Annotated in this window: 28 protein-coding genes; 12 read left to right on the top strand and 16 right to left on the bottom strand. The window is 66.7% G+C overall.

The window, feature by feature from the left end; all coding sequences use genetic code 11:
• The first annotated feature begins 81 nt into the window (after positions 1-81).
• On the top strand, positions 82-966 hold the full coding sequence (locus OHS03_RS12035; protein WP_328662812.1) for a hypothetical protein: 885 nt from the start codon (positions 82-84) through the stop codon (positions 964-966).
• On the opposite strand, the gene OHS03_RS12030 is transcribed toward OHS03_RS12035, so the two are convergent.
• On the bottom strand, positions 897-1334 hold the full coding sequence (locus OHS03_RS12030; protein WP_328662811.1) for a MarR family winged helix-turn-helix transcriptional regulator: 438 nt from the start codon (positions 1332-1334) through the stop codon (positions 897-899). The two genes, OHS03_RS12035 and OHS03_RS12030, sit on opposite strands and share 70 nt — an antisense overlap.
• Positions 1335-1862: 528 nt before the next feature.
• Positions 1863-2189, bottom strand: a complete 327-nt coding sequence (locus OHS03_RS12025; RefSeq protein WP_235569786.1) for a hypothetical protein — start codon at positions 2187-2189, stop codon at positions 1863-1865.
• Between OHS03_RS12025 and OHS03_RS12020 the strand changes: the two genes are divergently transcribed.
• Positions 2182-2553, top strand: a complete 372-nt coding sequence (locus OHS03_RS12020) for a hypothetical protein (protein ID WP_328662810.1) — start codon at positions 2182-2184, stop codon at positions 2551-2553. The two genes, OHS03_RS12025 and OHS03_RS12020, sit on opposite strands and share 8 nt — an antisense overlap.
• A 322-nt stretch (positions 2554-2875) precedes the next feature.
• Positions 2876-3370: a nuclear transport factor 2 family protein gene (locus tag OHS03_RS12015; protein ID WP_328662809.1), complete on the top strand. Its 495-nt coding sequence runs from the start codon at positions 2876-2878 to the stop codon at positions 3368-3370.
• A 19-nt stretch (positions 3371-3389) separates the two neighbouring features.
• On the opposite strand, the gene OHS03_RS12010 is transcribed toward OHS03_RS12015, so the two are convergent.
• Positions 3390-3563, bottom strand: coding sequence for a hypothetical protein (locus OHS03_RS12010; RefSeq protein ID WP_156677544.1), 174 nt, complete (start codon positions 3561-3563; stop codon positions 3390-3392).
• A gap of 154 nt (positions 3564-3717) precedes the next feature.
• Between OHS03_RS12010 and OHS03_RS12005 the strand changes: the two genes are divergently transcribed.
• Positions 3718-4635, top strand: coding sequence for a helix-turn-helix domain-containing protein (locus OHS03_RS12005; RefSeq protein ID WP_328662808.1), 918 nt, complete (start codon positions 3718-3720; stop codon positions 4633-4635).
• A gap of 25 nt (positions 4636-4660) precedes the next feature.
• Positions 4661-5491: an SAM-dependent methyltransferase gene (locus OHS03_RS12000; RefSeq protein ID WP_328662807.1), complete on the top strand. Its 831-nt coding sequence runs from the start codon at positions 4661-4663 to the stop codon at positions 5489-5491.
• 45 nt (positions 5492-5536) lie between these two features.
• On the opposite strand, the gene OHS03_RS11995 is transcribed toward OHS03_RS12000, so the two are convergent.
• Entirely contained in the window at positions 5537-6820 is a 1284-nt protein-coding gene (locus OHS03_RS11995) for a class I SAM-dependent methyltransferase (RefSeq protein WP_328662806.1), read from the bottom strand.
• Between the two features lie 113 nt (positions 6821-6933).
• The gene (locus OHS03_RS11990) at positions 6934-7326 is read right to left on the bottom strand and encodes an Rv0313 family protein (protein WP_328662805.1); all 393 of its coding nucleotides are present in this window, start codon (positions 7324-7326) and stop codon (positions 6934-6936) included.
• 173 nt (positions 7327-7499) lie between these two features.
• On the opposite strand from OHS03_RS11990, the gene OHS03_RS11985 reads away from it, so the two are divergent.
• Both OHS03_RS11985 and OHS03_RS11980 read left to right on the top strand, forming a co-directional pair.
• Complete coding sequence (locus OHS03_RS11985; RefSeq protein WP_328662804.1) at positions 7500-7763, top strand: hypothetical protein; 264 nt, start codon at positions 7500-7502, stop codon at positions 7761-7763.
• Positions 7764-7884: 121 nt separating this feature from the next.
• On the top strand, positions 7885-8268 hold the full coding sequence (locus OHS03_RS11980; protein WP_328662803.1) for a DUF1304 domain-containing protein: 384 nt from the start codon (positions 7885-7887) through the stop codon (positions 8266-8268).
• Between the two features lie 32 nt (positions 8269-8300).
• Here OHS03_RS11980 and OHS03_RS11975 read toward each other — a convergent pair whose 3' ends face one another.
• The 5 genes from OHS03_RS11975 to OHS03_RS11955 form a co-directional block, all read right to left on the bottom strand.
• Complete coding sequence (locus OHS03_RS11975; protein ID WP_328662802.1) at positions 8301-9065, bottom strand: helix-turn-helix domain-containing protein; 765 nt, start codon at positions 9063-9065, stop codon at positions 8301-8303.
• 40 nt (positions 9066-9105) lie between these two features.
• Entirely contained in the window at positions 9106-9471 is a 366-nt protein-coding gene (locus OHS03_RS11970) for a DUF4345 family protein (protein WP_328662801.1), read from the bottom strand.
• Positions 9468-9878 carry a hypothetical protein gene (locus OHS03_RS11965; protein WP_328662800.1) on the bottom strand — a complete coding sequence of 137 codons (411 nt, stop codon included), beginning with the start codon at positions 9876-9878 and terminating at the stop codon, positions 9468-9470. The genes OHS03_RS11970 and OHS03_RS11965 overlap by 4 nt, the downstream gene beginning before the upstream one ends.
• Positions 9879-9969: 91 nt before the next feature.
• Positions 9970-11760: a hydroxysqualene dehydroxylase gene (locus OHS03_RS11960; RefSeq protein ID WP_328662799.1), complete on the bottom strand. Its 1791-nt coding sequence runs from the start codon at positions 11758-11760 to the stop codon at positions 9970-9972.
• Complete coding sequence (locus OHS03_RS11955; RefSeq protein WP_328662798.1) at positions 11753-13174, bottom strand: NAD(P)/FAD-dependent oxidoreductase; 1422 nt, start codon at positions 13172-13174, stop codon at positions 11753-11755. Before OHS03_RS11955 ends, OHS03_RS11960 begins: the two co-directional genes overlap by 8 nt.
• 202 nt (positions 13175-13376) lie before the next feature.
• Here OHS03_RS11955 and OHS03_RS11950 point away from each other — a divergent pair, with 202 nt between their 5' ends.
• Positions 13377-14015, top strand: a complete 639-nt coding sequence (locus OHS03_RS11950) for a TetR/AcrR family transcriptional regulator (RefSeq protein WP_328662797.1) — start codon at positions 13377-13379, stop codon at positions 14013-14015.
• A 105-nt stretch (positions 14016-14120) separates the two neighbouring features.
• Here OHS03_RS11950 and OHS03_RS11945 read toward each other — a convergent pair whose 3' ends face one another.
• Positions 14121-15068, bottom strand: coding sequence for an oxygenase MpaB family protein (locus OHS03_RS11945; protein ID WP_328662796.1), 948 nt, complete (start codon positions 15066-15068; stop codon positions 14121-14123).
• Between the two features lie 210 nt (positions 15069-15278).
• Between OHS03_RS11945 and OHS03_RS11940 the strand changes: the two genes are divergently transcribed.
• Complete coding sequence (locus OHS03_RS11940; protein WP_328662795.1) at positions 15279-15947, top strand: TetR/AcrR family transcriptional regulator; 669 nt, start codon at positions 15279-15281, stop codon at positions 15945-15947.
• Between the two features lie 199 nt (positions 15948-16146).
• Entirely contained in the window at positions 16147-16584 is a 438-nt protein-coding gene (locus tag OHS03_RS11935) for a VOC family protein (protein WP_328662794.1), read from the top strand.
• 9 nt (positions 16585-16593) lie between these two features.
• Here OHS03_RS11935 and OHS03_RS11930 read toward each other — a convergent pair whose 3' ends face one another.
• Entirely contained in the window at positions 16594-17796 is a 1203-nt protein-coding gene (locus OHS03_RS11930; RefSeq protein ID WP_328662793.1) for an AI-2E family transporter, read from the bottom strand.
• Between the two features lie 147 nt (positions 17797-17943).
• Entirely contained in the window at positions 17944-19788 is a 1845-nt protein-coding gene (locus OHS03_RS11925) for a glycoside hydrolase family 15 protein (RefSeq protein ID WP_328662792.1), read from the bottom strand.
• Between the two features lie 252 nt (positions 19789-20040).
• Between OHS03_RS11925 and OHS03_RS11920 the strand changes: the two genes are divergently transcribed.
• Positions 20041-20232, top strand: a complete 192-nt coding sequence (locus OHS03_RS11920; RefSeq protein ID WP_056820260.1) for a hypothetical protein — start codon at positions 20041-20043, stop codon at positions 20230-20232.
• Here OHS03_RS11920 and OHS03_RS11915 read toward each other — a convergent pair.
• Together OHS03_RS11915 and OHS03_RS11910 are read right to left on the bottom strand one after the other, a co-directional pair.
• Positions 20222-21220 (bottom strand): AraC family transcriptional regulator, encoded by a 999-nt coding sequence (locus tag OHS03_RS11915; RefSeq protein ID WP_328662791.1) that lies wholly within the window; start codon positions 21218-21220, stop codon positions 20222-20224. The two genes, OHS03_RS11920 and OHS03_RS11915, sit on opposite strands and share 11 nt — an antisense overlap.
• A 272-nt stretch (positions 21221-21492) precedes the next feature.
• Positions 21493-21927 carry a MarR family winged helix-turn-helix transcriptional regulator gene (locus OHS03_RS11910; RefSeq protein WP_328662790.1) on the bottom strand — a complete coding sequence of 145 codons (435 nt, stop codon included), beginning with the start codon at positions 21925-21927 and terminating at the stop codon, positions 21493-21495.
• A gap of 150 nt (positions 21928-22077) precedes the next feature.
• Between OHS03_RS11910 and OHS03_RS11905 the strand changes: the two genes are divergently transcribed.
• A complete protein-coding gene (locus tag OHS03_RS11905; RefSeq protein WP_328662789.1) occupies positions 22078-23205 on the top strand; it encodes an NADH:flavin oxidoreductase in 1128 nt (375 codons plus the stop codon).
• 30 nt (positions 23206-23235) lie between these two features.
• Here the strand turns inward: OHS03_RS11905 and ilvD are convergent, their stop codons facing one another.
• A complete protein-coding gene (ilvD, locus tag OHS03_RS11900) occupies positions 23236-24927 on the bottom strand; it encodes a dihydroxy-acid dehydratase (RefSeq protein WP_328662788.1) in 1692 nt (563 codons plus the stop codon).
• Positions 24928-24958 lie beyond the last annotated feature (31 nt).

Here is a 24958-nt window from a genome sequence, read left to right as displayed (position 1 = left end):
CGACCAAGCTATCCGGGGAGTGCTGTGGTGCGCTAACGATTTTCGGGGTGGGGAGAACCGGTTGACGCCACCTTCGGTGCTGTGGTCGGTGGATGTGCGAGCGACGGGGTCGGACGCGTCGACTTCGTCGTGGCCGGGGGCTTGGTCGTCGTCGGTGTCGTCGTCGGCCGAGTCGATGTGGTTGTCGGTGACGCGGGTGTTGTCGACACCACTGGCTTGGTGGCTGTCGTGGTCGGGCGGGTCGGAATCGTGGTTGTCGTGGTGGTAGTCGGCACCTCGGTGGTCGAGGGATCAGCCGACACCGTCACCGTGCTCGGGTCGGCTGTCACCGTGACCGTCGACGTATCCGTCGGGGGCATGGTGACGGTCACCGTGGAGATCGAGGTCGAGGCGACCGTGCTCGGGTCTTGTGCACCGGACGTGTCCGGAGCCGGAAAGCTCACCGTGGCCGAGAAACTCGCGCTCACCGATATCGCCGCCGAGTTCTCGGGCGAGGCATCCGCGGTCACGGCCGCCGGCGTTTCCGGCACAGGGGCCGTGCTCGTGGCAGGGTCGGTGGCGTCGGCGGTCGACTGGGCGGTCCCGGGAACGGTAGCCGTGTCGGCGGTCGAGATGTCGCCCGGTACGGGGACCTCGCTCGGTAGGACATATGTCGTGCTCGTCTCCGTCAGGTCGGCCTGGCTCGGGACGGCGCTGTACTCGGAAGTGTTCATCGTCGATTCGGACGAGAGCGGCTCCGCATTGTTCGTTCGCAGCGGCGGACTCGAATCCGCCCTTACCATGAGCGTTATCCCGATCGCTGTGGTGACCAACGCAGTCGCCACGCCCGCATACGACGTCTGCCGCCGGAACCGATCGGGCGATGGCGCCGCGGCGCTGTTGTCGACGGTTCGCATTCAACTCCTGCTTTCTCCCTCGCGACGCGCCGGGAACTTATGTGATCGAGACTTTTGGGGTCGCGAGTAGGGATCCACTTCGCGCAGCTGTTTCGAATGGATTCGTTGCAGCTCGCCCGCTCTGGTGAGAAAGTCGGCGATTATTTCGAGTTCGGTGGAGTCGTAATAACTCAGCAACATCTTGTAGCTCTCGACGATCATGGGTACGACGAGTTCCTGTATGCGGTGGGCTGCGAGTTCGGTGGCGACCACAATGACGCGACGACGATCGGTCGGGTGCAGCGAGCGGGCGATATAGCCCTGCTTCTCCAGGCGGTTGAGCATGATCGTGACGCCGGCAGCGGTGAGGCCGAGCCGTTCGGCCAGCGTTCCCGGCGTCGTGGACTTTTCTTCCCCGAGCAGGACGATTTCCAGTGCGCGCCGATCGGTCTCGTTCACGCCGAGCACTCGGACCAATTCCCGGATCAGATCATCGACGGTTCCGTGATAGAACTCCAGCGCCCTCTTGAGCTCGACCGAGATCCGGGCGGGTTCGCTTGTCGTCGGGCACACAGGCTTTCCCATCGATCACTTGAAACAGAGAACCGCTCAGCAGAGGTCACCGATCAGGAGGCCTCGGGTGTCGAGCGCCCGATTCGGTCCCGGTAGTCAGAGAGATCGGTGGTCTCGATGGATGGCATCTCGGCTCCTGTCGAACATCACGAAAGCGGCACCGCACCGGCCGTCGAAGCGAAACGTGGCTGTGTCAGACATGCACTGTACGACACGGCGGCCGATGCGATACTGCGCATCGAATTATTCGGTCGAGGTGGCTGCAACGACATCAAACCTGAAGCGTGGCAACCACTATCGGCATCGGCGGACACCAGCTCCGGATGGACCGGGTTGCTGACACAACCCGGTCCGCATGTTCACCACAGGCACCGGCGGATACCGGCCGTCGTGCTGTGGCGCCTGTCCGCGGGCTTAGGTGACAGATGTGGTCGTGAGGGTCGGGGACGGGTTGGGGTAGCACGAGGTCGCGACGTTGCCGACAAAGGAGACGTTGGTCGTCATGGTCATGCCGGGACTGGTGTAACTGGTCCCCGCGTACTTGCTGGTGATCGATGTTCCGGCGGCGCCTGCGGTGACATTGATGGTCACCGCGGGCGGGGTGAAGCTGGTGCCGCCGGCAATCGGACCCGGCACGGTCAGCACGACATTCCCACCTGACGTGGCGACGGTGCCTGCCACCGTGCCCCCGGAGGCGGTGGCCGAGACCAAGGTCGAATTCGCCGGAGTCGGAATGGTCATCTTCAGGTTGCTGATGTTGTTCACGGTGAAGCCGGCAGCCGAACTGGGAACCGACGAGGCGCCCGGTGTGATGGTGATGGCCACCGCGGAGCCCGACGCTGCGGAGCCCGGTGCGGTGCCGGTGACCGATGTGGTCATACTCGAGGTTTGGCCGATGCCGAAGACGGTGCCTTTACAGCTCCAGTTCACGCTGATGGGGACGGCATTTGCCGGTGCGGCCAAACAGAAGACGGTGGCGACGGCCACCGGAGCGATAAGGTCGGCACGAAACAGGGACGAGGTCGATCTCATGGCGAACTCCAGGAATGTCGAGCAGCGGTATGACGAGAAGTCGAACCGCAAAATGGGTGTTCAAAAAATATAACCTGTTCTCGCATTTCTGTGGTTGAAATCGTCAATAGAAGAGTGCTGACAATATCATTATCCGCTATTAGATATTTACTCCGGATAGTTAATTCCGGAAAAGTTTCTACGTGGTCGGTCGCTAAATAAATAGTCGTGCGGTACGTATGCCGTCATCAGCTCGGACGGGATTCGCGCGTTCCCGATGAGAGGGAGGATGTGCGGGCAGTGACATCGTCTCGGCCGTACGGTGGTGGTCACGGGTAGAGGCGAGGACGCGGTGCCGCGGTGGTGCGTCCGTGACTCTCCCGCGTAGTGACGTAGCGATCGAACAAGGGAGCTCCATGTCCACAGCCCTGCGCCCCGACGACATTGCTCGGCAGCTCTCGCGGTTGGCGGCGACAGAGTCGATCATCGCGCTCAAGCACCGCTACTTCCGGGCCTGCGACGCCAAGGATCCCGTCGGGTTCCGCGACTGCTTCGTCGCGGTCGGCTCGGTGCTGGACTACGGCCACCTCGGAGTCATGGATGCCGATGGCATGGCCGCGGTCTTCGCTTCGATCGCGTTGCGGCAGGTGGACGGCAAGCACACGATCCTCGATATGCACCACGGTGTGCACCCCGACATCACGGTGGGGGAGGACGGCACTGCGAGCGGCCGGTGGACGCTGCGCTTTCGTCAGGTCAACCTGGTCGAGCGCACCGAAACCGTTGCCACCGGCGAATATGCCGACGAGTACCGGGTGCAGGACGGGCACTGGAAGATCGCGACCTGCCAGTTTCACCAGTTGTGGGCGATCACCAGACCGCTCGATGACGCCTGTCGGATCACGCAGTAGGAGCGGGGCCGATCGATGATCAGCCGAGCTCCTTCAGCTCGCGCTCGATCGCTGCCGCCGCGTGATGCATCCCGGTGCCGCGCAGTTGCTCGATCCGGTTGTGTACCCGGTCGATGCCATAGGACCGCACGACGTCGGCGATACCGACTCTGCCGCACGGAGCGGAGGCGAATCTTGCGGCTGTGTCACTCATTCTCATTGCAACCCCCAATCGGGAATCCGTACCGATTCCCTTCCGGAGCCTAACGTGTTGCACGTGCATCTGCACGTGCAAGGCATCGGACTGTGCCATGTAACAGGTTGTGGCACACTCAGCTTCGCGAAGTTCGATGCTGACAGGAGTGGCCGTGAGTGAGGATGTGACCGCCGTCGTCGGTGCCTGCACCGGGCCGGATCCGGATGAAGACCCTGCTCTGCTGCGTCGGGTACTCGGTGTGCGTCTGCGGCGGTTGCGTGAGGCGGCGGGTATCAGCGGGGACGCGGCAGGCCGGATGATTCGTGCCTCACATTCCAAGATCAGTCGCCTCGAGGCCGGTCGGGTCAGCTTCCGGGTGGCCGACGTCGACGATCTGCTGACCGCGTACGGGGTGCGTGATGCCGATCTGCGGGACGAATACCGGCTCCTGGTGCAGCGGGCCAACGGGACCGGACGTTGGCAGGCCGGCCCGGATCTGACGGTCGCGCGACTGGACACCTACCTGGCACTCGAGGACGCCGCGGCGCTGATCCGTTGCTACGCACCGAACTTGATGCCCGAATTGGTGTGGACGCCCTCCTACGCGCACACGATCTTCGCGATCGCCGACCAGCAACCGGCCGCACAGATCCAGCACCGCATCGAAGTGCTGGCCCGACGGCAACGACTGCTCACCCGCGCGGACCCGCCACGGGCGTGGTTCGTCATCGAGGAAGCCGCCCTTCGTCGACCGATCGGCGGAGCCGCGATCTGGCAGGCGCAGCTCGAACATCTCGCCGAGTTGGCGGAGCGCCCCAATATCACCGTGCAGGTGCTGCCCGATCACATCGGCGGCCCAGCCATCAGCGCGACCCCCTTCACCATGTTGCGGTTCGCGGCGCCCGAGTTGAGCGATATCGCGCACTTTCTGCACCTGTCCGGCCCCCAATTCCTCGAGAAGCCCGGCGAGCTGGACCGATTCAACGCGGTCTGGGATCGCCTCTGTGTCTGTGCTCTTCCGCCCGGGCGGACCGCTGAGCTGTTGGACACGCTGCGAACGAGTCCCGCTACTGTCGACCCCTCCTTCTAGCGAACCCGACAAGAACAGAGATCTGATGTCAGACAACGCTTTCGGTGCCCCACTGTCCACCGACGTCGACACCACCATCGCCCACGAAGCCCGCGTCTACGACTACTGGCTCGGGGGCAAGGACAACTACCCGGCGGACCGGGCGCTCGGCGACGCCATCGGTGAGCACGTCCCTGCCATCAAGACGATGGCGCGCGCCAACCGCGCCTTCCTCGGTCGTGCGGTCCGGCATCTGGTCGCCGACGCCGGGATCACCCAGTTCCTCGATATCGGCACCGGAATACCCACGGCCGGAAACACGCACGAGGTCGCCCAGCAGCTCGATCCCAACGCGCGGGTCGTCTACGTGGACAAAGATCCGATCGTGCTCGCCCACGCCCGGGCGTTGATGGACAGCACTCCGCAAGGTCGCACCCGATTCATTCACGCGGACCTGCACGACCCGCAGTCCATTCTCGACCACCCCGATATCGCCGACACCCTCGACCTGAACGAACCGGTCGCCATCATGCTCGTCGCGATCATGATGTACTTCGCCGACAGCGACCGCCCCCAGGACATCATCGCCACGCTGCTCGATGCCGTCCCCTCCGGCAGTTATGTCGTGATCACGCACCCCACCGCGGATTTCGCACCCGAGGCGATGGCCGGAGTCAAGGCGGCCGCGGAAGCGTCGGGGATCTCCTTCAACCCGCGGAGCAACTCCGAAACCGGCGAACTGTTCACCGGAACCACCCTCATCGAACCGGGTCTGGCCCCCGTCGCCGCGTGGCGACCCGAACTCGTCGACCGCCCCGTCGCCGTCGCCGAGGCCGAAAGTGCTTGGTACTGGGCAGGTATCGGCCGCAAACCCTGAGTCCTGGACCAGCTGTCGAGCGATAGCGAGGAGACGCGCGGAGGTCTATCCCCAAGTATGCCGTGTTGCGGGCATCTCGGCGTTTCCCGTTGCTTCCGGCACCACGCCGAGTACCTGGTGGATCCCGAGTCCGCCGTCCTCGAAGCCCAAGGCGGAGGCGGCCATATAGAGCCGCCAAATGCGTGCCCGCCCTTCACCGACGAGTGAAACCGCTTGTTCCCACGCGTTTTCCAGATTCGCGACCCACTGGCGAAGGGTCAGCGCGTAGTGCTCGCGCAGGGCCTCGACGTCACGCACCTCGAAGCCGGCGCGTTCCATAGCCAGGACGACTTCGCCCACATCGACGAGTTCGCCGTCCGGGAAGACATAGCGCCCGATGAAGGAACGATTGCTGATGACGGAGCCGCCCGGCGAGGAGATGGCGTGGTTGAGCAGCCGTCCGTGCGGGCGCAGCAGCGCGCGCAGGGTGTCGAAGTACTCCGCGGCACGCTTGGAGCCGACATGTTCGAACATTCCGATGGAGGAGATGGCGTCGAACTCTTCGCCGCGCAGGTCCCGATAATCGGTGAGCCTGATCTCGACACTGTCCGCGAGCCCCGCCTCGGCCACTCGTTTGCGGGCCAGTTCCACCTGGGCACTGCTGATGGTGACGCCGACGACCTGCGCGCCATAGGTCGACGCCGCGTGCATCGCCATGGACCCCCAGCCGCAGCCCACGTCGAGCAGGCGCATCCCCGACCGCTCGGCCAACCCCAGTTTGCGGCAGATCAGGTCGTGCTTGGCGCGCTGGGCGTGCTCCAGTGAGCCGTCGTCGTCGGGCACGAACCGCGCGCAGGAGTAGGTCATGCTCGATCCGAGCACCAGCCGGTAGAAATCGTTGCTGACGTCGTAGTGATGACTGATCGCCGCCGCGTCGCGACGTTTGGTGTGCAAGGCTCCGCGCGCTGGTCGCGCTTCCTCCGGTGGTGGTGACGGGCGGCGCCCGAGCACCCCGAGTTGCCGTGCCGCGCCGATGGCCTGCCAGGCCGCACCGAGGCCGAGGCGGGCGTCGTTCGGCGCGGTCGACTGGAGTGCTCTGAGCATTCTGAAGATGTCGCCGTCGAGGTCGACCGTGCCGGAGACGAACGCGCGCGCTACGCCGAGCTCGCCAGGTGCCCAGACGAGGTGGCGCAGCGCATCCTCGGATCGCACGCGCATCGTGCCGGGGCTGTCACCGTCGGGTTGGATCGTGCTGCCGTCCCAGAATTCGAATCCCACCGCGGGACGCGGGCCGAGGGTGGCTCGCAGCAGAGGTTCGAACGCGGCGGAGATCGCGGCCTTGTTACCCATTCGTCCACTATGGGCCGCGTCGTGCTGCCTGCGTGGGAACGACGCGTGGTCATCTTCGGTGACCGCCTACCGTGGCGCGCTGATCGGTCACCCCGTCGATGCGCCTGCTTCGATCAGAGCGAGTCCAGCACGCTCGCCGGGACGCCATAGGGGAGAAAGCGCACCCGACGGCGGTCGTCGGTGTTGTCGCGGTGGGCGCGTAAGGCCTCCAGCTCATTGGGAAAGACCTGGTCGATCCTGGCCTGACCGGCATCGTCGGCGGTGTAGATCGCCCACACTCCGCTGCCGGTCTCGCCGGTGGTTTCGCCCTCGGGTGCTGTCGACGGTGGGCGTTGCGGCTGGACGAACTGTCCGAGCAGCGATGACAGTGCGCCGACGCCGGCCTGATCTATCCGATCCAGGTAGCCGCCTGCCTTCCCGAACAGGTCGCTGAGCTCGGCGCCCGTCCCGCGCAGTGCACGTTCGAAATCTTCCGGATCGATGCCGAATGGCCCGGTGTTTGCCATCGCGTGTCCTCCTGAGGACGAGTTGGCGTGTCTGTCCACAGTGTCCTCGCGAAATGGCCGCTTCGCCACGACGGCGCTCGGCTGTGTGCGCGTCGCGTCACCGACATATCCGCAGGGCTCGTAGGTTGATCACAGCAGCCGTAGCACTTCCACCACGAGAAGGGGCTCACACGTTGTCGAATCTCGAGTTCGCCGTCGCCGCCGGCATCCTCACTGCTTTCCTGGCCGCGGGCACCGTCACCGCTCAACCATCGGCACCGATCCTGCGGCACCAACACAGTGAGGTCGCCGGGAACGAAAACATCGCCGAGTTCGCTCCTGCCGGGGACAAGGACGAAAGTGCCGACGATCCAGGGATCGAAGGTAAGGGCAAGGGCAAAGGTAAGAGTGAGGGCAAAGGGAAAGGGAAAGGTAAAGGAAAGAACAGCGGCGACTGAATACACCAGGCCCACAGAGCGTTTCGGGACGAGCCGCGAGTCGGAGCCGAGCGCGGGGCCCGATGGGTGATAATCGCCGCGAAAGCTCGGCAGGTGCCGGGCGGTGGCGGGAGGCGGATCGATGACCGCGATCGGATTGGTCTTCACCGGAGTGGCTGTGCTGCTGCACGGCTACATCTTCGTGATGGAGTCACTGCAATGGACGGCTCCGCGGACGCGAGCGACGTTCGGGATGTCGGCCGCGGAGGCGGAGGCCACCAAGGAAATGGCCTTCAATCAGGGGTTCTACAATCTTTTCCTGGCCGTTGTCGCGGCGATCGGGATGGGGTTCACCGCGTTCGGCGACAAGGGAATCGGGCTGGCGCTGGTGCTGGCCGGGGCCGGGTCGATGGTGGCGGCGGGTGCGGTGCTGCTGGCGTCGTCACCAGGTAGGGCGCGTCCGGCACTGATCCAGTTGCTTCCTCCGCTGATCGGCTGTGTCGCCTTGGTGATCGCCCGGCTCTGAGCACGATCGGTATTCGCCCGGCAGCTGTCCCGTTATGGGATCTGCGCTGTGTCGGGGACGAGGACGATGCGCACGCCCTGGGTGAGTACCGAGGTCGCGGTGAGCCCGAACAGTGTTCGGAAGGTGTCGCTGAAATGGCTGGCCGAAGCGAACCCCGCGTCGGCCGCGGCGCGGGTCAGGTCGACACCCTCGGCGACGGCACCTGCGACCGACAACAGCCGTGCCCACAGACGATAGCGCCGGAAACTGGTCCCGGCGTCGGCCGAGAACAGGTGCAGGAAACGGGAAGTGGAGATCCCGAGGTCGGCGGCCAACTCGGCGGCGCCCGCCTGCCCGGCGGGATCGTCGACGATCATGTTCATCACCGCTCGGATCCGTTCGTCGATCGTCGCCGGTGCCTCGGGGCCCGCGATGATCCGGCGCAGCTCTCGAGGGTCTGGTGGGTCGGGACGATTCAGGTAGGCGGTCAAGGTCGCCTCGTCGCGGTGTCCCGCCGCCACAGGCGTCGGCGGTTCGCTCATCGCGGCTCGCAGGCGGGCAGCCGCGGCTGAGCGGGGATCGAGATAGTAGAACAGGACGCGTCCGTCGGATTCGAGTTTGTGGGCCGTGCGCGCCGGGATCAATACGCTGCGCCGCCGCCGCTCACCGTCGGATGTGCGAACGGTGAGCATCTCGTCGACGCCGAGAACGAAGCACTGAACCGGTGTCGAATGTGTGTCCAGGTGGAACGACGGGCCCAGGAACGCCGCGTGCCCCTGCCAGAGCCACAGGGTGCGCTCGCCCGGTTCGACTGCCATAGGCGTGATCATCGCAGTAGACCTGCCGTGCACGGGCATCTCAGGCGACACCGAGCACCAGCACGGCGCCCACGAGCTCGACCACGCAGTAGAACCAGATCGGATAGAAGCGGACCCCGCTGTCGACCAGCCTCGAGATGACGCGGCCACCCGCCATCCCGGCCAACGCGAACCCCACTGTCAACGCTGCCCCGGTGCGCAGGTCGTCGGCACCGAACGCCGACCAGAACAACACCCCTGCCACAGCTAAGCCGAAACCGCCGTACACGGCGCGAATCTCTGACCGGCCTGCCGCTGTGGGCACCGATAATCCGAACGGCCGCACCAGCGCGGCAGGGGCGGCCAGCGCGTACAGTCCCATCCCCACGAACAGCACACCGACAAGGCAGAGCACAGCGGTTCTCATCGAGTTTCCACCACCGAGCGCCCCTGCTCGACAGCGTGCTCGTCCCGGACCAGCGCGGCGCCGGCTCCGAGCACTACCAGGCCCGCGATGTCGACAGCTGCCACACGCATCAGCCCCGGGCCGACCGAACCGTCAGCGATGACCAGGGCGAGAAAGCTGCCGAAGCTGATCGCGTTGGCGCCTATCGCGATCGGTCGCAGCGCGGGCCGAAAGACCGCCACCACCAGACCGACACCGACGACGGCGAACAGTACGGCCCGATGTCGCAGCACCACCTCGAGATCGGGCCCTGCCGGAGTGATGTCGTAGGCCGCGTACATTTTCCGCGGTGCCAGCGCACCGAGGACAGGTGCGGTATTGAGCAACCCCGCGGCCGCCAACAAGGCCGACCCAGCATGTCGTCGCATAGTTTCTCCTCGGATCGTCGTCTGGCGATCCTCACACCGAGTGCAACGTCGGCGCTTCCGAAAACCTGCTGGGGCCGGTGATCGGAGGGGTTCAGCCGTCGAGCAGGTGCGGTAGGCCGGCGCGGAAGCGATCCGCGTCGATGGCTTTGGCCGCAGCGAACGCCGGGAGCGAGACCAGCGGGAAGATCTGGGCGCGGGGGCTCGGGTCGTCGGCGGAATCGAGGATGGCGTTGGCGGCGGCGCGGCCGGATTCGTTGGCACCTTCCATGGTGGCCAGGTCGATGTGGTTGCGGACGTGGTCGCCGCCGAAGTAGAGATTCGGTATGGCGCAGTGCGCGTCGGGGCGATGGTCGTAGGAGCCGACCGTGTTGACCAGCAGCGGGGTCTGGTTATGGATGGCGCCGCCGGACCAGGTGATGCCGGGGTCGAGGTGCCAGGAATGGATGTCCTCGTCGCGGAGCCAGTCGGTGCCGGTGTTGAGCCAGGTTTTGAGCTGGGCCCAGGTCTCGGTGGCGATTTCGGATGCGCTGCACTCCTTGGCGGTGCGGCCGAAGTGGATTCCGGGGGTGTCCCAGTCGGAGATGTCGACCGAGAGGCATTCCAGCACCGAGCCGTCGCCGTAGGTGGCGGGGAAATCGCCCACCCACATGGGGGCTTGGCGCAGGGCGGTGAGCGCCCAGGGGGAGCCGAGTGCGGCGATGTGTCCTTCGGGAATGTCGGTCGTGCGGCGCAGGTAGAACTGGATGCCGACCATCCAGTCGGTGACCAGATCGCGCAGGCCGCCCAGGCGCGGATCGGCGTCGATGATGTCGTCGTCGAGGAGATCGACAGCGCGGTCGACCGGCATCGCGCACAGATAGTGGTCGGCTGTCACCGTCGTGGTTCCACTCGTTCCGCGCACCGTCGCCGAGGCGATGCGACCTCCGGCCATCTGCAACGCGGCGAGCCCCTGTCCCATGACGAAGCGGACACCCAGCGATCGTAGGTACCCGACCCACGGATCGATCCACGCGATATTGGTCGGGCGGTTGAGGATACGGTCGACGCCACCGGAGAACTGCGGGATCGTGCCGGACGCGGCGAGGACGAGTGCTTCGCCGATCGTGCCGATGGTGCGGGCCGAGCTGGTCTGTGGTTTCGCGGCGACGGTGATCCGGGTGAGCGCGTTCACCAGATACTTCCGGTACGCGGGCGACTTCCCCTCGGCCTGCATGATCTGTTCCCAGGTCACGTATTCCCACTGGCCGAAGCGGCGTTCGGTGCTGGAGGTGAACCACACGAGCATCTGTTTGGCGAAGAACGCCAACTCGTGCGGCGGCAGGTCGGGGATGAAGCCGAGCGCGCCGATGATGCTGTTCTGCACCAGCTCTGGCGTGATCTGGCTCAGTCCACCGAGCTCGACCGGCGCGAAGATCGGCGGGAGGTCCTGGAATCCGGCGACCGTACCCTCGACCCGCACCAGGTTGTCGCGCACGCCGTTCGGATTGCCGGGGAACGGGATTCGGCTCATCGTGTCGGGTACGTGTTGATAGCAGCCGGGGAAGAAGCGGAATCCGTGCTCACCCGGCAGTTCCTGGCGACCGGGCGACGCCGTCCCCGGCACACTCATGCTGCGCGCCTTGCCGCCGAGGAACGCGGGTTCGTAGACGGTGACGTCGTATCCGCGCTCGACCAGTTCGTGCGCCGCGCTCAGACCGGCCATGCCGCCACCGAATATCGCCACCGCCTTACCGCCGGATAGCAATAGTGGTGAGCGCCGCACGCTCGGAGCGGCGGCAACGCTCGGAGCGGCGACGGCTAGTGCGGCTCCGGCGACGAGTCCGGCACGTAACGCGGTGCGCCGGGTGATCGGTGCTGACAACGGTGTCGGCTGATCAGGCATGGTGTTCTCCTGGACCTGCGGTGGTGAGGGTGGAGCGCGGCGCGGACGGTGCCGCGTCGTGTGGTGTGGTGCCACGCAACGTTGTTCGCGTGGTGCGCCATTCGCTGGTCGAGTCACGGATCTCGCGCGCCACGTCGGTGAGGAGGGCGGGCAGATGCGCGCGTTGATGGCGCAGTGCGCGGACCACGAGACCCAGCGCGCGGGACGGGGTGTACAGCTCGGCGGGCCGGTGGGTGCGGGAGAAGATGCCCGCGGTGATCCGCGCCAGTTCCGGATCGTCGGCGGCGGTGCGGTAGAGCTCGATCTCCAAGGGCCGCATGGTCTCACCGCGTGCCAGCCGATTGGTCCAGTGGAAGATCTCGCGGCACTCGATGACGCGACGGCGCTCCCACTGCGCCAGTGCCGCATCGAGTGCGCGCGGATCATCGACAACGTCGGCGACCGATTCGGCGAGTGTGCGTCCGTAGTGCAGGGCGTCGCGGATGCCCTGCGCGGTGACCGGATCCTTGAAATGCCCGGCGTCGCCGGGTAGCGCCCATCCGGGGCCCGCGGAGCGCCGGAAGTACGAGGAGATGCCGGTGGCCGAACGGACCCGGCCCACCCGCTCACAGCTGCTCAGCCGGTCGGTCAGGTCCGGAATCCGGGCGAGGGCCTCGGTGTAGCGGCGTTCGGCCTCGCCGGGGCCGCGTCCGGGTTCACTGACCGAAGGCGGCTGCACCAGGCTGAGCACCAGGCCGTCATCGCACGGGAAGGCTGTGCCGAGATCGGCGCCTACCCGCCACTGGGCGGCGATGTGGCGGTGGGTGTCGACGGTGTCTCGCCAGTAGGCGAAGTAGCAGTCGCGCCCGCTCGGCACGGTGAGAAACGGTTGCTCGGCGCCCACCGCGCGGGCGATGGTACTGCGCCGTCCGTCAGCGCCGACGACCAACGCGGCGCGGATCTCCACGATCCGGCCCGCGGCGTCGAGATAACGCACACCGGCGCAACGGTTTTCGTCCCACAGCACTGCGGTGACCCGACAGCGCGCCCGCACCTCGGCGCCGGCGGCTACCGCGGTGGCCAACAGTGCGGCGTCGAGCCCGGTGCGACGCACGCACATCGCGTAGTCGATGCCGTCGACCGGGGGAAAGGGGGAGCCGATGCCGTAGCCGGCGCCCTGTGCGTAGGCCCTCGTCAGTCGCGGCGCACCGAGCGCTTCGACGGCCGCCAACGCGTCGAGGCGCTGAAGTTCGGCCAGTCCGCCGGGCCAGAGCAGATGGGTGGACAGCGTGTCCGAGGGCAAGGTGGCGGCGTCGAGCACGACGACGTTGCGCCCCGCCCTCGCCAGGGTCGCCGCGGTGGCCGATCCCGCGCAGCGCGCGCCGACCACGGCGACGTCGGCCCGTTCGACCGTGGTGGCAGCGGAATCGACCATGGGAACCACCTCGGTCACTAAGTCTCGGACAGTATGTCCGATTGATGATGAGGTGGGCCGCGTACAGGTGTCAACAGCGAACCTGGACAGGGGGATTGGCGTGGCCTGGACCACGCCGACGCGGCGGCGTGCCGCACTACGGGCACAATGGGCACATGGTCAATGCCAGCGCACCAGTTGCTGCCTCGGCGACAGATCGCCGATGCCCTCGCTGACCCGTGTCCCGCGATCGGCGCGCAAACCCGCCGACGATCGGCGGGCCGAATTCGAGCGCCGCGTCCTGGCCGCGGTCGAAGACCTGCTCGCCGACGGAACGCCGTTCACCGAGATCGCCGTGCAGAAGATCGCCACGGCCTCGGGGTCGGCCAGGTCCACCTTCTATCGCTACTTTCCGGACAAGAGCAGGCTGCTGATCCGGATGGCCGAGTTGGCGACCACCGATCTGTTCGCGGCGGCGGAGATGTGGTGGAGTGCCGAGCACACCGATCAGCAGGCCGGGGTCGTCGGTGCCATGCGCGCGATGATCGGCGGTTTCCGTGATCATCGCTATCTGTTGCTCGCCCTCACCGAAGTCGGTTCCTACGACCGGGAAGTCGGTGCCTACTGGCGTTCGAGGGTGGCGACGTTCGCCGAACTGGTCCGTGCGCGGCTGGAGGCCGAACAGCGCGAAGGCCACATCGCGCCGCGGCTCGACCCGCGGGCCACCGCGCTGGTTCTCACGTCGATGGTCGAACGCACGATCTCGGTCGCTTTCGCCGTCGAAACCGGTATCGGCGAGGAGGAATTGGCTGATTCGCTCGGACGCGCGATCTGGCTCGTCATCTACGGTGACGCGCCGTAGCTCGCGCTGATCGCGTGGACTCCGTCGTTCGTCGAGCCGGTCCCCGGCGTCGGATTCCTGCGACGAGATAACCCGTCAGCAGACAGCAGGGCATCGAGACCCTCGTCAGCGCCGTATCGAGCGGATGGCGGGATCGGGCGCGAACGAGGTCAAGCCGACCTCGCGGTATTTGCCGACCAGTTGCTGATACTTGCGGCGATTGCGTGCCATGGGGGAGTCGGTGACTGCCGCGGGCAACCGGGCGAAGGCGATCCGCAGTATCGCGCTGAGGAGCCGGAATTCCCGATCCTGTCGGCTGGTCCACGTGATCGGCATCTTCGCGCGGACCTCGGGATGCATGATGCCGCAGCCGAGGATCATCGCGAGATGGCCGAGGAGGGGCGCGCTCAGCCGCCATAGCGGTTCGGTGACGGCGGGGAGGAAATACGGTCGCACCGAGCGCCGCACCTCGCTGGTGGCGGCCTCGAGTGCCGGGGTCGCGCGCAGCTCGGCGACCATCCGGTCGTAGTGGGCGACCAGCTCGGTGTAGTCGGCGATGGGCGCCGAATTGCCCGGCAGGTGCAGCCCGCTCGTCTTGTGGAGGTACTGCTCCCAGATCGCCTGGTTGTCCGCCGCCGACGGGGTGTCGCCGGTGAGCACCACGTAGGCGCTGCGCTGGACGAAGAAGGTGGAGTAGAGGATCCAGTTCCACGCGTGCGGGTTGAGCGCGGAATAGCGCTCACCATCGGGGCCGACGCCCTTGACGTCGCGGTGCAGCAGCATCAGCCGGCGGGACTCGGCGTCGCGATCGATGTCCTCGCCGTGGTAGATCAACTGGTCGGCCGCGGCGGTGCGGATCGCGCGTCCCCATGGCTCATATCGGGAACGCCCGGTCGCCTCGAGTGCCGCCGAGACCGGTGGCAGCATCGGCTGATCGAAGAGTCCGACGCCGAACAGGCTGAACAGGACCGAGCCGCCGACGCGCTCGAATCGTTCGACGGCAGCGTTCGATTCGAGCGCCGAGGCTGCGCCATTGTCGGCACGCAGTTCCTGGTGTGGCACGGGACAGGTCATCGGTGAACTCCTTTGTTCCGCCGTTGGGGGCTGTGTCGTGTCGAGCCCGCCAACACTCGTTGTGGTGCTGCATGGCACCACAATGCGTGTGGTGTCAGAGTGCACCAGAATTGTCGGACGGTCAAGAGTCCTTATCCACTAGTCTGGTGCACTACAGCTCCACAACCGCGGCTGCGGTTGGCGGGCATCGGAACGGAGGCGATCGAGCGCATGCGTGAGCACGCTGATGTCGCGGCGGCGCCGCGCGCCTACGGCGGGGTAGCAGCCGACGAGCGCCGGTCCCGCCGCCGTGACGCGCTGGTCGACGCCGCGCTCGACCTGCTCGCCGAAGGCGGCGCGCCCGCTGTCACCAAGCGAGCGGTGTGCGCCAGAGCCAGGCTCAACGACCGCTACTTCTACGACCACTTCACCGACCGCGACGCATTGCTCACCGCGCTCGTCGAAGAGCACACCGAACTCGGCATCGTCGCGGTGGTGACCGCGGCCCACGAGGCCGACCATGATCTCCACAGCCAGGTCTACGCCGCCGCCGACGCGGCGATCGGGTTCCTGCTTGCCGACCCCCGACGACAGGCCCTGCTGCTCGACGCGCACAGCACCGAGGCGTTGCAAGCGGCGCGGCTCACCACTCAGCACGCGATCGCCCGGGCGATGTCGGCGGTCGGCCGCGAACTCGTCGCCGAATCCGTCGTCGATCCCCTCGACTCCGACATGGCCGCCTACGCGGTAGTCAGCGGGACTCTCGAGCTGGTCGCCGCGTGGATGCGCGGGGAATTCGCCGCCACCCGAGAACACCTCACCGATCTCATCGCCCGACTGCTGCTGCTCACCGACAACTCGGGGGTTCTGCAGGTCGCGGGCGTGAAGCCGACCGACTGACATGCTCCGCCGTCAGAGGTGAACCTCGCATCGCCTCCCGTGTGAGCACCAGCGTTCCGAGTGGCTGGACTTTCTGCGCCGCGGATGTCGAGAACTCTCGAGTGGATCCGTCCCAGTGGTGCGAGCAGCTGATCCAGCAGCACGCTCGAACCTGTCGAACCGGCCGGAACGGGCCGAAGCGAAACCTGAGGAGAACAACATGACGATTCACCGGATGGATCACGTCGGCATCGTGGTCGAGGATCTCGCGGCTGCTGTCGCGTTCTTCGTCGAATTGGGCCTGGAATTGGAGGGTGAGGCGACAGTCGGTGGTCAGTGGGCCGACGATCTGCTCGGACTCGACGGCGTCCGGGCCGACATCGCCGTCGTACGGACGCCGGACGGTCGCAGCCGGGTCGAGCTCTCCGCGTTCCTCTCGCCGACGACCACCAGCGCTGCGCCGAAAGCCTCGGTGAACACCCCGGGGATCCCTCGCCTGACCTTCGTCGTCGACGATGTCGACGACGTTCTCGACCGCCTGCGTGCGCACGGCGCCGAACTCGTAGGCGCGGTAGCCCGATACGAAGACATCTACCGGTACAGCTACGTTCGCGGCCCCGAGGGCATCATCATCGGGTTGGTCCAGGAACTCCGCTGACAGGCCGACCTAGGCGCCGGGGTCGGGTGCTGCGCCGGAATCGGGCGACGGCGCTGTCACCACCTCGCCGGTATCGGGATCGTCGGCCTCTGGTTGTCGTCCGGTGGCCAGGTCGATCTGCTCGCCGATATAGCGGATGACCACCGCGATCATCGCGACCACCGGTACCGCGAGGAAGGCGCCGGTGATGCCGTAGAGCGAGCCGCCCGCGGTGACGGAGAGCAGCACGATGACGGCGTGCAGCTCCATGCTGCGGCTCTGCAGGACCGGTTGCAGCACATTGCCTTCCAGCTGCTGCACCGCGATGACGATGCCGAGCACGATCAACGCCGTGGTCGGCCCGTTGCCCACCAGCGCGACGAGGACAGCCAGTGCGCCGGCGACGAAAGCGCCGACCATCGGGATGAATCCACCCATGAAGGTGATCACCGACAGCACCAGCGCCAAGGGAACGTCGAGGATGAACAGTGCCGCGCCGATCAGAACGGCGTCGACCATGCTGACGATCGCCTGGGTGCGGATGAACCCACCCAGGGTCGCCCAGACCCGTGCCAGGACGGCTTCGACGTGGCGGCCGCTGCGGTTGCCGAGCACCCCGTGCATCCAAGGGAGAAAACGGGGGCCGTCCTTGAGGAAGAAGAACACCAGCACCAAGACCAAGAACACGGTGATCAGGACCGAGGTGGCGGTGGACACGCCGGTGAACACACCGTTGGCGATCTGCGCACCACTGGATTGGAGCCGTCCGACGATCGCGTCGACCGCGGAATCGAGTTGCTCGTCGCGGACGCGGAACGGTGGTCCCTGGATCCAGTCGCGTACTTGGTTGACCCCGTCGGTGGCCTTGTCGGCGAGCTGAGGCGCTTGATCGCCCACCGATGGCACGATCAGCGCGACGACCCCGGCCAACAATGCGACGAATGTCAGCAGGGTGATCGAAGCGGCCAACGCGGGCCGCAGCTTCTGCTGGGTCAGCCAGCGGGTCGGCGGCCACAGGATGGTGGTCACCACGATCGCCAGCGCGACAGGCAGGAGCACCACCCACAGCCGGGCGGTGATCGTGCCGAGTACCCACGCTCCCGCCGCGATCGCCACGATGCACAGCGACCATTTCGCCAGCCACAGGACCCCGCCGCCGATCACGTCCCCGCGATCACGCGACGGCTTTCCGTTCGGCTGCGCCCCACTGGATTCCTTCACCGGCCCGCTCACGTCGCTAGTCTGGCACGCTCGCCGGGTCCGCGGTGCCCTGACCGGTCGGCATGGCGCCTGAATCGGGCCGCGGCGGTCGGATTCGGTGACACCAGAAGTTGTCGATCAGAATGGCATGCTGTGCAAAAAGGCAGCGCGTGCACCGGGTCAGTGCGTTGTCGAGGGTGGCTCGGCCTCGGCACGATCGAGTTCTTCGTCGAGGGCGAGGGCGGCGGCGATCAGGGCCAGATGGGTGAAAGCCTGGGGGAAGTTGCCCAGCTGCTCGCCCGACGGGCCGATCTCCTCGGCGAACAGACCGACGTGATTGGCGTAGGTGAGCATCTTGTCGAAGGCGTATCGGGCCTGTTGCACGCGACCGGTCCGGGCCAGGGCTTCGACATAGAGGAAGCTGCACAGGTTGAAAGTGCCTTCGGTGCCCTGCAGGCCGTCGGGCGCAGCCTCCGGGTCGTATCGGTAGACCAAGCTGTCGCTGACCAACTCCTGATCCATCGCGTCGAGCGTGCTCAGCCACATCGGGTCGGTGGGGGACAGGAATCGCATCCGGGGCATGAGCAGCAGTGAAGCGTCCAGTACCTCGGTGGCGTAGTGCTGGACGAAGGCTCGGCGTTTCTCGCTCCAGCCACGTTCGATGATCTGCCGGAAGACCGCGTCGCGCTCGGCGGTCCAGCGCACCACGTCGGCGGGCCTGGCGTGCTCGGTCGCCATGCGGATGCTGCGCTCGAAGGCCACCCAGGTCATCAGTCGGCTGAAGGTGAATTCCTGGCGGCCGCCGCGGGTTTCCCAGATGCCCTCGTCGGGGCGGTCCCAGTGGTCGGCGAGCCAGTCGATGAGGCCGGTGAACGTCCGCCAGCCGGCGATGGCGGCCATGTCGGTCGACTGCGCCAGCGCGTCGGCTGCCTCGCCGTAGATGTCGAGCTGGATCTGGTCGACCGCACCGTTGCCGACCCGCACCGGCGCCGAACCCTGGTACCCCTCCAGATGCGGCAGGATTATTTCGTCCAGGTGAGGGTCACCGTCGACGCGGTACATGATCTGCAACGGTTCGCCCGAGGCGGTGCCGCCCGCTTCGACCCGTTCGCGCAGCCAGCGACGGAAAGCGTAGGCCTCCTCGGTGAAACCGAGGTCGACCAGTGCTCGCACCGACAACGAAGCGTCCCGAATCCACGTGTAGCGATAGTCCCAATTGCGTTCGCCGCCGATCTGTTCGGGCAACCCCATGGTGGCCGCGGCGATCGGCGCGCCGGTCGGGGCGTAGGTGAGCAGTTTGAGGGTGATCGCGGAACGGTTGACCATGTCGCGCCAGCGCCCGCGATAGGTGGACGAGCGCAACCACGTCTGCCAGAAGCGACGGCACTGGTCGAACTCGTGGGCGATCGCTGCCCACATCGGTGCCGACGAGACATCCGCCCCGGCGGGGGCGGTGGTGAGCACGACCGCGGCTCGCTCACCGGCGGACAGGGTGAATCGCGCGGTGATGTCGTCGCCGTCGGGGTGCAGCGCGATCGGGTCGGTGGCCTGCAGGTGGAGATCGGCGTCGGCGGAACGGAAGACGACGGTTCGTTCGTCGACTCGGTCGAGGGTGTGGGTGGCGCGCGCGTAGTCGAACCGGGGGCGGCACTCGAGGGCGAACGTCAACGTTCCGCGCACCACTCGCGCGACTCGCACCAACCTGTGCCGGGTGGCGGGTTCGGTGCCGAGGATCGGTTCCATGAAGTCGGCGACCTCGCCCACTCCGTCGGGCCCGGAGAACCGCGTCAACAGGATCGCGGTGTCGGGCAGATACAGCTGCCGCACAGTCGCCGCGCTGCCGGCGGGTTCGACGGCGAGTGAACAATGTCCGCCCTTTTCGCTGTCGAGCAGCGAGGCGAACAGACTCGGCGAATCGAACCGGGGTGCGCACCACCAGTCGATGGTTCCGGCGGACGACACCAGCGCCGCGGTCTGCAGATCGCCGACGATGCCGTGCTCGTCGATCGGCGGGTACGTGTTCACGAACGCTCCTCGCCTCGGACCGCCGTTCGTGCGGTCGGCGAGTTTCAGTCAACCAGCGAACGTCGGCGCCGACCTCATCCGGAACGGGTGAATCAGATTCCAGGTCGGCGCCGGTGAAAGCCGCATGTCGACCGATCGGCCCCGAGGTTGGCACGTTCGGCAGCAGGTTGGCGCGTTCTGCACTTGTCGTGGCCGCGAGGGGATTCGAGACTTACGTTCAAATGGTCGGTGTCTGAACGATAGGAGCCTGCGGTGTCGGTTACCAGGGAGAGCGCCACCGCCTACGTGATTTCCGCGCTGGAGGCGAAGGGGACCGCGACCCGGGACGATTTCGATGTCGCCGGGATAGTCGCCGCGTTCCGGGACATCATCGACGGGTGGGATTTCCGCCTGTTGGAGCGGGATACGTTCTGGCAGATCGCCTCGACCTACCTCAGGACGTAACGGGCCCGATCGGGTGAGAACCCGATGACCAGCGCCGGGCTGCCCTGCGCAACGAGCCCGCATCGGAGTAGCCGAGGAGCTCGGCTTGCCTGGCGCCGCTGAGTGACCCCGCGGAGACCGCTTCCGACAGCCGCGCACTGCGGGCCCGATCCAGTTCGGCCCGCCAGGTCGTGCCCGATTCGGTCAGCCGCCGCTGCAGGGTTCGAGGGCTGACGGTGAGGATCCGGGCGACGCTGTCGAGGGAAACCTCCCCGGCCTCGATGGCTTGGTCCAAGGCGTCGGCCACTCGTCTCGGCCAGGCCGAGGCGAGAGTCGGCGGGGGTGCCAGCGCGGCGGCCAGCGGTTGCAGGACCGCGGCCAGCACCGGATCGGCGGTGGTCAGCGGCAGGTCCAGGTCTGCGGTGCGGAAGGTCATCGAGTCGGTGGGTGCGTCGAATTCCAGTGTGGCGGTACCGAACACCGCACGGAAGCCTTCGACGTGCGCGGGCGCGGCCTGGCGCAGTGAGACGCGCACCGGGTTCAACGGAGCGTCCACGACGCGGCGCGCCCGGCTCAGGACGGCCGATAGTCCCCACAGTTGGGTGTGATCGCGTCCCCGGCCTTCGCCATCGAGGATATCGAGGTAGAGGGTCGACTCTTCTTCGGCCTCGACCAGGTCGAACCTGTGATTGGTGGTGACGGCGGTGATGTAGGGACCGCAGGTAGCCAGCCCGGAGCCCAGCGTCGGGGCGGACGCGAACAGGTAGTCGTACAAGCCCAGGCTGGACAGCTCGTAGCGCTGGGCGACCTGCAGGGCGACATCCGCGCCGAGACGATGTTCGCCGACCTCCCACAGCCGGGAGAACGTCGCACTGGGAAGGTGCACGTCATTGCCTGTCATCGACCAATCCGGGACCCCGGTATCGCGAATCAGCTGCGCACGATCCAGCCCGGCAGCGCCGAACTGGGAGATGACGAAACGGTGCAGCAAACTCTGGTCGGTAGCCATGACGTCTCCTCGGGGCAGCATGCCGATCTGCGAGCGGTCGCGGCTTCATCAGCTGCAGACATTGCCCGACGGGGAGAGTCCGTCGAACGTTTGTCGCTTGAGATCGGCACCTCGTGTTTGATCCGGTTCTACCAGTTCCGCGCTGGTGGCGAAAGCCTCCGTCACCAGGGCAACAATGGTGGGCGGATTCGAAAACTAGCGGCAAGGTCGTTACACAAGGGGCTCAGACGACAGGCCGGATCCAACGAGCTGTTCGTGCAGACCCTTCCGGATCAGGCTTCTGACGTTTCGGCCGGTAGGCGAACAGTTCGGTCGCTGGGCGCATCGACGAAAACGCGTTCCAAGAGGGCGTAAAGGCAGTCCCGGTCTCGGTCGCTGAGCTTCTTCAGGCCGTCCTGCGTGGCGTGCATCCTCGCCCGGATCGTGTCGGTGACACGCTCGCCCTCGGGCGTGATGACGAGATTGGTGACGCGCCGGTCGGATGCGCTGGTCTCGCGGCGCACGAGGTCACGCTTCTCCAGCCGGTTGATGATCCCGGTGACGTTGGAAGCGTCGCAGGCCAAGTTCGCGGCCAGGGCGCGCATCGTGACAGGCCCTCGGCGCAGCACGGTCAGTGTCTTGCCCTGGCTGGCGGTGAGGTTCTCACTCGCCGCCGCGGCGGTGAAGTCCCCGTAATAGACGCCGAGCGCCACCGAGAGCAGCTCCATGAGCTGGGCTCTATCGATGCACGGAGCTTCTTCCATACGAGCCACCTTATCCGTAGAAACTTGACTATCTCAAATATCTGCCTCTAGCGTGTGGGCATTGCTTGAAGTTCTCAACCATCGATGTTGTCAAGTAGCTCTGAGGAGTATGCAGTGATCGTCACCCCGTCCGAGACCTCCCGCACGGCCGAAATCCTGTCGCGGCCCGTCACGCTGAACGGACTGACCATCCCGAACCGCATCGTGATGGCGCCGATGACACGCATGTTCTCGCCGGGCGGTGTCCCCGGTGACGATGTGCGGTCGTACTACGCCCGTCGCGCCGCCGCCGGTGTCGGCCTGATCGTCACCGAGGGAACCTATGTCGGCCACCAGTCGGCCGGGCAGAGCGATCGTGTGCCGCGCTTCCACGGCGAGGAGCAGCTGGCGGGGTGGGCGAAGGTCGTCGAGGACGTCCACGCGGCGGGCGGCACCATCGTGCCGCAGCTGTGGCACATCGGCATGGTCCGCAACCAGGGCGACGAGCCCTATGCCGACGCGCCCGCCGTCGGCCCCTCCGGCATCCGCGTCGACGGCACCGAGGGCCTCGGCAAGACGATGACCCAGCGTGACCTGGACGATGTCATCAGCGCCTTCGCCGAGGCGGCCGCGGACGCCGAGCGCATCGGCTTCGACGGCGTCGAATTGCACGGCGCGCACGGCTACCTCCTCGACCAGTTCCTGTGGGCTCGGACGAACCGCCGCGAGGATGCCTACGGCGGCGACGCGGTGGCCCGGACACGGTTCGCCGCCGAGATCGTGGCAGCGGTCCGGTCGGTTGTCTCGCCCGAGTTCCCGGTGATCTTCCGCTACTCGCAGTGGAAGCAGGAGGCCTACGACGCGCGGCTCGTCGAGTCCCCGCAGGAGCTGGAGGCGATCCTGGCCCCGCTCGCCGCGGCCGGTGTCGATGCCTTCCACGCCTCCACCCGCCGCTACTGGCTCCCGGAGTTCGACGGCTCGGATCTGAACCTGGCGGGCTGGACCAAGAAGCTCACCGGCAAGCCGACCATCACCGTCGGTTCGGTCGGCCTCGATGGTGACTTCCTGCGCGCGTTCTCGGGCCAGGGCGCCGAACTCGGCAGCCTGGACAACCTCCTCGACCGCATGGAGCGCGACGAATTCGACATGGTCGCCGTCGGCCGCGCCCTTCTCCAGGACCCGGAATGGGCATCCAAGGTCCTGGCGGGGCGGATCGACGAGGTGAAGCCGTACGACGGGGCGGCGCTGAAGATTCTCAGCTGAGCGACTCGATGTCGGGCCGCGCGCGGTACGTCAGCCTGTGACGGCGCCGTGCGCGGCCGAGCTGACGAGCTTGCGGTACTTGGCCAGCACCCCCGAGGTGTACCGGGGTGGGAGCGGTTCCCAGCCGACCTTGCGCGCGGCGAGTTCGCTCTCGTCGATCTCGACGTCGAGGATGCGGTTGGCGACGTCGAGGACGATCGGGTCGCCGTCGCGGACGAACGCGATGGGCCCGCCGTCCACGGCTTCGGGCGCGACATGGCCCACGCACAAACCGGTCGTGCCGCCGGAGAATCGGCCATCGGTGAGCAGCAGCACGTCCTTGCCGAGGCCGGCGCCTTTGATCGCGCCGGTGATGGCGAGCATCTCGCGCATGCCGGGCCCGCCCTTGGGTCCCTCGTTGCGGATGACGACCACGTCGCCGGCCACGATCGTGCCGTCTTCGAGGGCGTTCATCGCGTTGCGTTCGCCGTCGAACACCCGAGCGGTGCCACGGAAGACATCGGAATCGAAACCGGCGCTCTTCACCACGGCGCCTTCGGGTGCGAGCGAGCCGTGCAGGATGGTGAGTCCGCCCGTCCGGTGGATGGGCCGATCGAGCCGTCGGATCACGTCGCCGTCGAGGCCGAGTTCGATATGGGCGAGGTTCTCGGCCATGGTCGCGCCCGTGACCGTCATGACGTCGCCGTGCATGAGACCGGCGTCCAGCAGGGCTTTCATCACCACGGGGATGCCGCCGACCTTGTCGACGTCGTTCATGACGTAGCGACCGAACGGCTTGAGATCGCCCAGGTGCGGCACCTTGTCACCGACTCGGTTGAAGTCGGCGAGGGTGAGCCCGACGCCGGCTTCACGGGCGATGGCCAGCAGATGCAGCACCGCGTTGGTCGACCCGCCGAGCGCCATGACGACCGTGATGGCGTTCTCGAACGCCTCCATCGTCATGATGTCGCGGGCCGTGATCCCCTTGCGCAGCAACCCGACGACGGCCTCACCGGACTTCTCGGCGTACTCGTCACGGCGACGGTCGGGGGCGGGCGGTGCGGCCGAGCCGGGCAGGCTCATCCCGAGTGCCTCGGCTGCCGAGGCCATCGTGTTGGCCGTGTACATGCCGCCACACGCGCCTTCGCCCGGACAGATGGCGCGCTCGATGCGATCGACCTCCGCCGGGGTGATCAGCCCCTTGATGCAGGCGCCGACAGCCTCGAAAGCGTCGATGATCGTGACGTCCTTGCCGTCGATATTGCCGGGCAAGGTCGAACCCGCGTAGAGGAACACGCTCGCCAGGTCCAGACGCGCGGCGGCCATCAACATGCCCGGCAGGCTCTTGTCGCAGCCCGCGAGCAGAACCGAACCGTCGAGACGCTCCGCCATCATCACGGTCTCGACGGAGTCGGCGATGATCTCGCGGCTGACCAGGGAGAAGTGCATCCCCTCGTGCCCCATCGAGATGCCGTCGGACACCGAGATCGTGCCGAACTCGAGCGGGTAGCCACCCCCGGCGTGGACGCCGCGCTTGACCGCCTTGGCCAGTCTGTCGAGCGACAGATTGCACGGGGTGATCTCGTTCCAGCTCGAGGCCACCCCGATCTGCGGTTTGACCCAGTCCTCGTCACCCATGCCGACAGCGCGAAGCATGCCGCGGGCGGCAGTTTTCTCCAGCCCGTCGGTCACATCGCGGGAGCGTGGCTTGATGTCGACGGGCTGTTCGGTGTCGTGTGCCATAGCGCAAGCCTACGAGCCCGGCTCGCGAAAA

The sequence above is a fragment of the Nocardia salmonicida genome, from assembly GCF_036142455.1.
Classification (GTDB): domain Bacteria; phylum Actinomycetota; class Actinomycetes; order Mycobacteriales; family Mycobacteriaceae; genus Nocardia; species Nocardia salmonicida.
Note: the sequence above shows the minus strand (reverse complement) of the source record. Positions and strands in the feature narration are given on the sequence as shown.

Bases quoted from the DNA above. Each gene is read 5' to 3' on its own strand.
- OHS03_RS12020 (WP_328662810.1), top strand. From the start codon at position 2,182: ATGGTCATCTTCAGGTTGCTGATGTTGTTCACGGTGAAGCCGGCAGCC.
- OHS03_RS12025 (WP_235569786.1), bottom strand. From the start codon at position 2,189: ATGACCATTCCGACTCCGGCGAATTCGACCTTGGTCTCGGCCACCGCC.
- OHS03_RS12015 (WP_328662809.1), top strand. From the start codon at position 2,876: ATGTCCACAGCCCTGCGCCCCGACGACATTGCTCGGCAGCTCTCGCGG.
- OHS03_RS12010 (WP_156677544.1), bottom strand. From the start codon at position 3,563: ATGAGTGACACAGCCGCAAGATTCGCCTCCGCTCCGTGCGGCAGAGTC.
- OHS03_RS12000 (WP_328662807.1), top strand. From the start codon at position 4,661: ATGTCAGACAACGCTTTCGGTGCCCCACTGTCCACCGACGTCGACACC.
- OHS03_RS11995 (WP_328662806.1), bottom strand. From the start codon at position 6,820: ATGGGTAACAAGGCCGCGATCTCCGCCGCGTTCGAACCTCTGCTGCGA.
- OHS03_RS11990 (WP_328662805.1), bottom strand. From the start codon at position 7,326: ATGGCAAACACCGGGCCATTCGGCATCGATCCGGAAGATTTCGAACGT.
- OHS03_RS11980 (WP_328662803.1), top strand. From the start codon at position 7,885: ATGACCGCGATCGGATTGGTCTTCACCGGAGTGGCTGTGCTGCTGCAC.
- OHS03_RS11975 (WP_328662802.1), bottom strand. From the start codon at position 9,065: ATGGCAGTCGAACCGGGCGAGCGCACCCTGTGGCTCTGGCAGGGGCAC.
- OHS03_RS11970 (WP_328662801.1), bottom strand. From the start codon at position 9,471: ATGAGAACCGCTGTGCTCTGCCTTGTCGGTGTGCTGTTCGTGGGGATG.
- OHS03_RS11965 (WP_328662800.1), bottom strand. From the start codon at position 9,878: ATGCGACGACATGCTGGGTCGGCCTTGTTGGCGGCCGCGGGGTTGCTC.
- OHS03_RS11960 (WP_328662799.1), bottom strand. From the start codon at position 11,760: ATGCCTGATCAGCCGACACCGTTGTCAGCACCGATCACCCGGCGCACC.
- OHS03_RS11955 (WP_328662798.1), bottom strand. From the start codon at position 13,174: ATGGTCGATTCCGCTGCCACCACGGTCGAACGGGCCGACGTCGCCGTG.
- OHS03_RS11950 (WP_328662797.1), top strand. From the start codon at position 13,377: ATGCCCTCGCTGACCCGTGTCCCGCGATCGGCGCGCAAACCCGCCGAC.
- OHS03_RS11945 (WP_328662796.1), bottom strand. From the start codon at position 15,068: ATGACCTGTCCCGTGCCACACCAGGAACTGCGTGCCGACAATGGCGCA.
- OHS03_RS11940 (WP_328662795.1), top strand. From the start codon at position 15,279: ATGCGTGAGCACGCTGATGTCGCGGCGGCGCCGCGCGCCTACGGCGGG.
- OHS03_RS11935 (WP_328662794.1), top strand. From the start codon at position 16,147: ATGACGATTCACCGGATGGATCACGTCGGCATCGTGGTCGAGGATCTC.
- OHS03_RS11915 (WP_328662791.1), bottom strand. From the start codon at position 21,220: ATGGCTACCGACCAGAGTTTGCTGCACCGTTTCGTCATCTCCCAGTTC.
- OHS03_RS11910 (WP_328662790.1), bottom strand. From the start codon at position 21,927: ATGGAGCTGCTCTCGGTGGCGCTCGGCGTCTATTACGGGGACTTCACC.
- ilvD (WP_328662788.1), bottom strand. From the start codon at position 24,927: ATGGCACACGACACCGAACAGCCCGTCGACATCAAGCCACGCTCCCGC.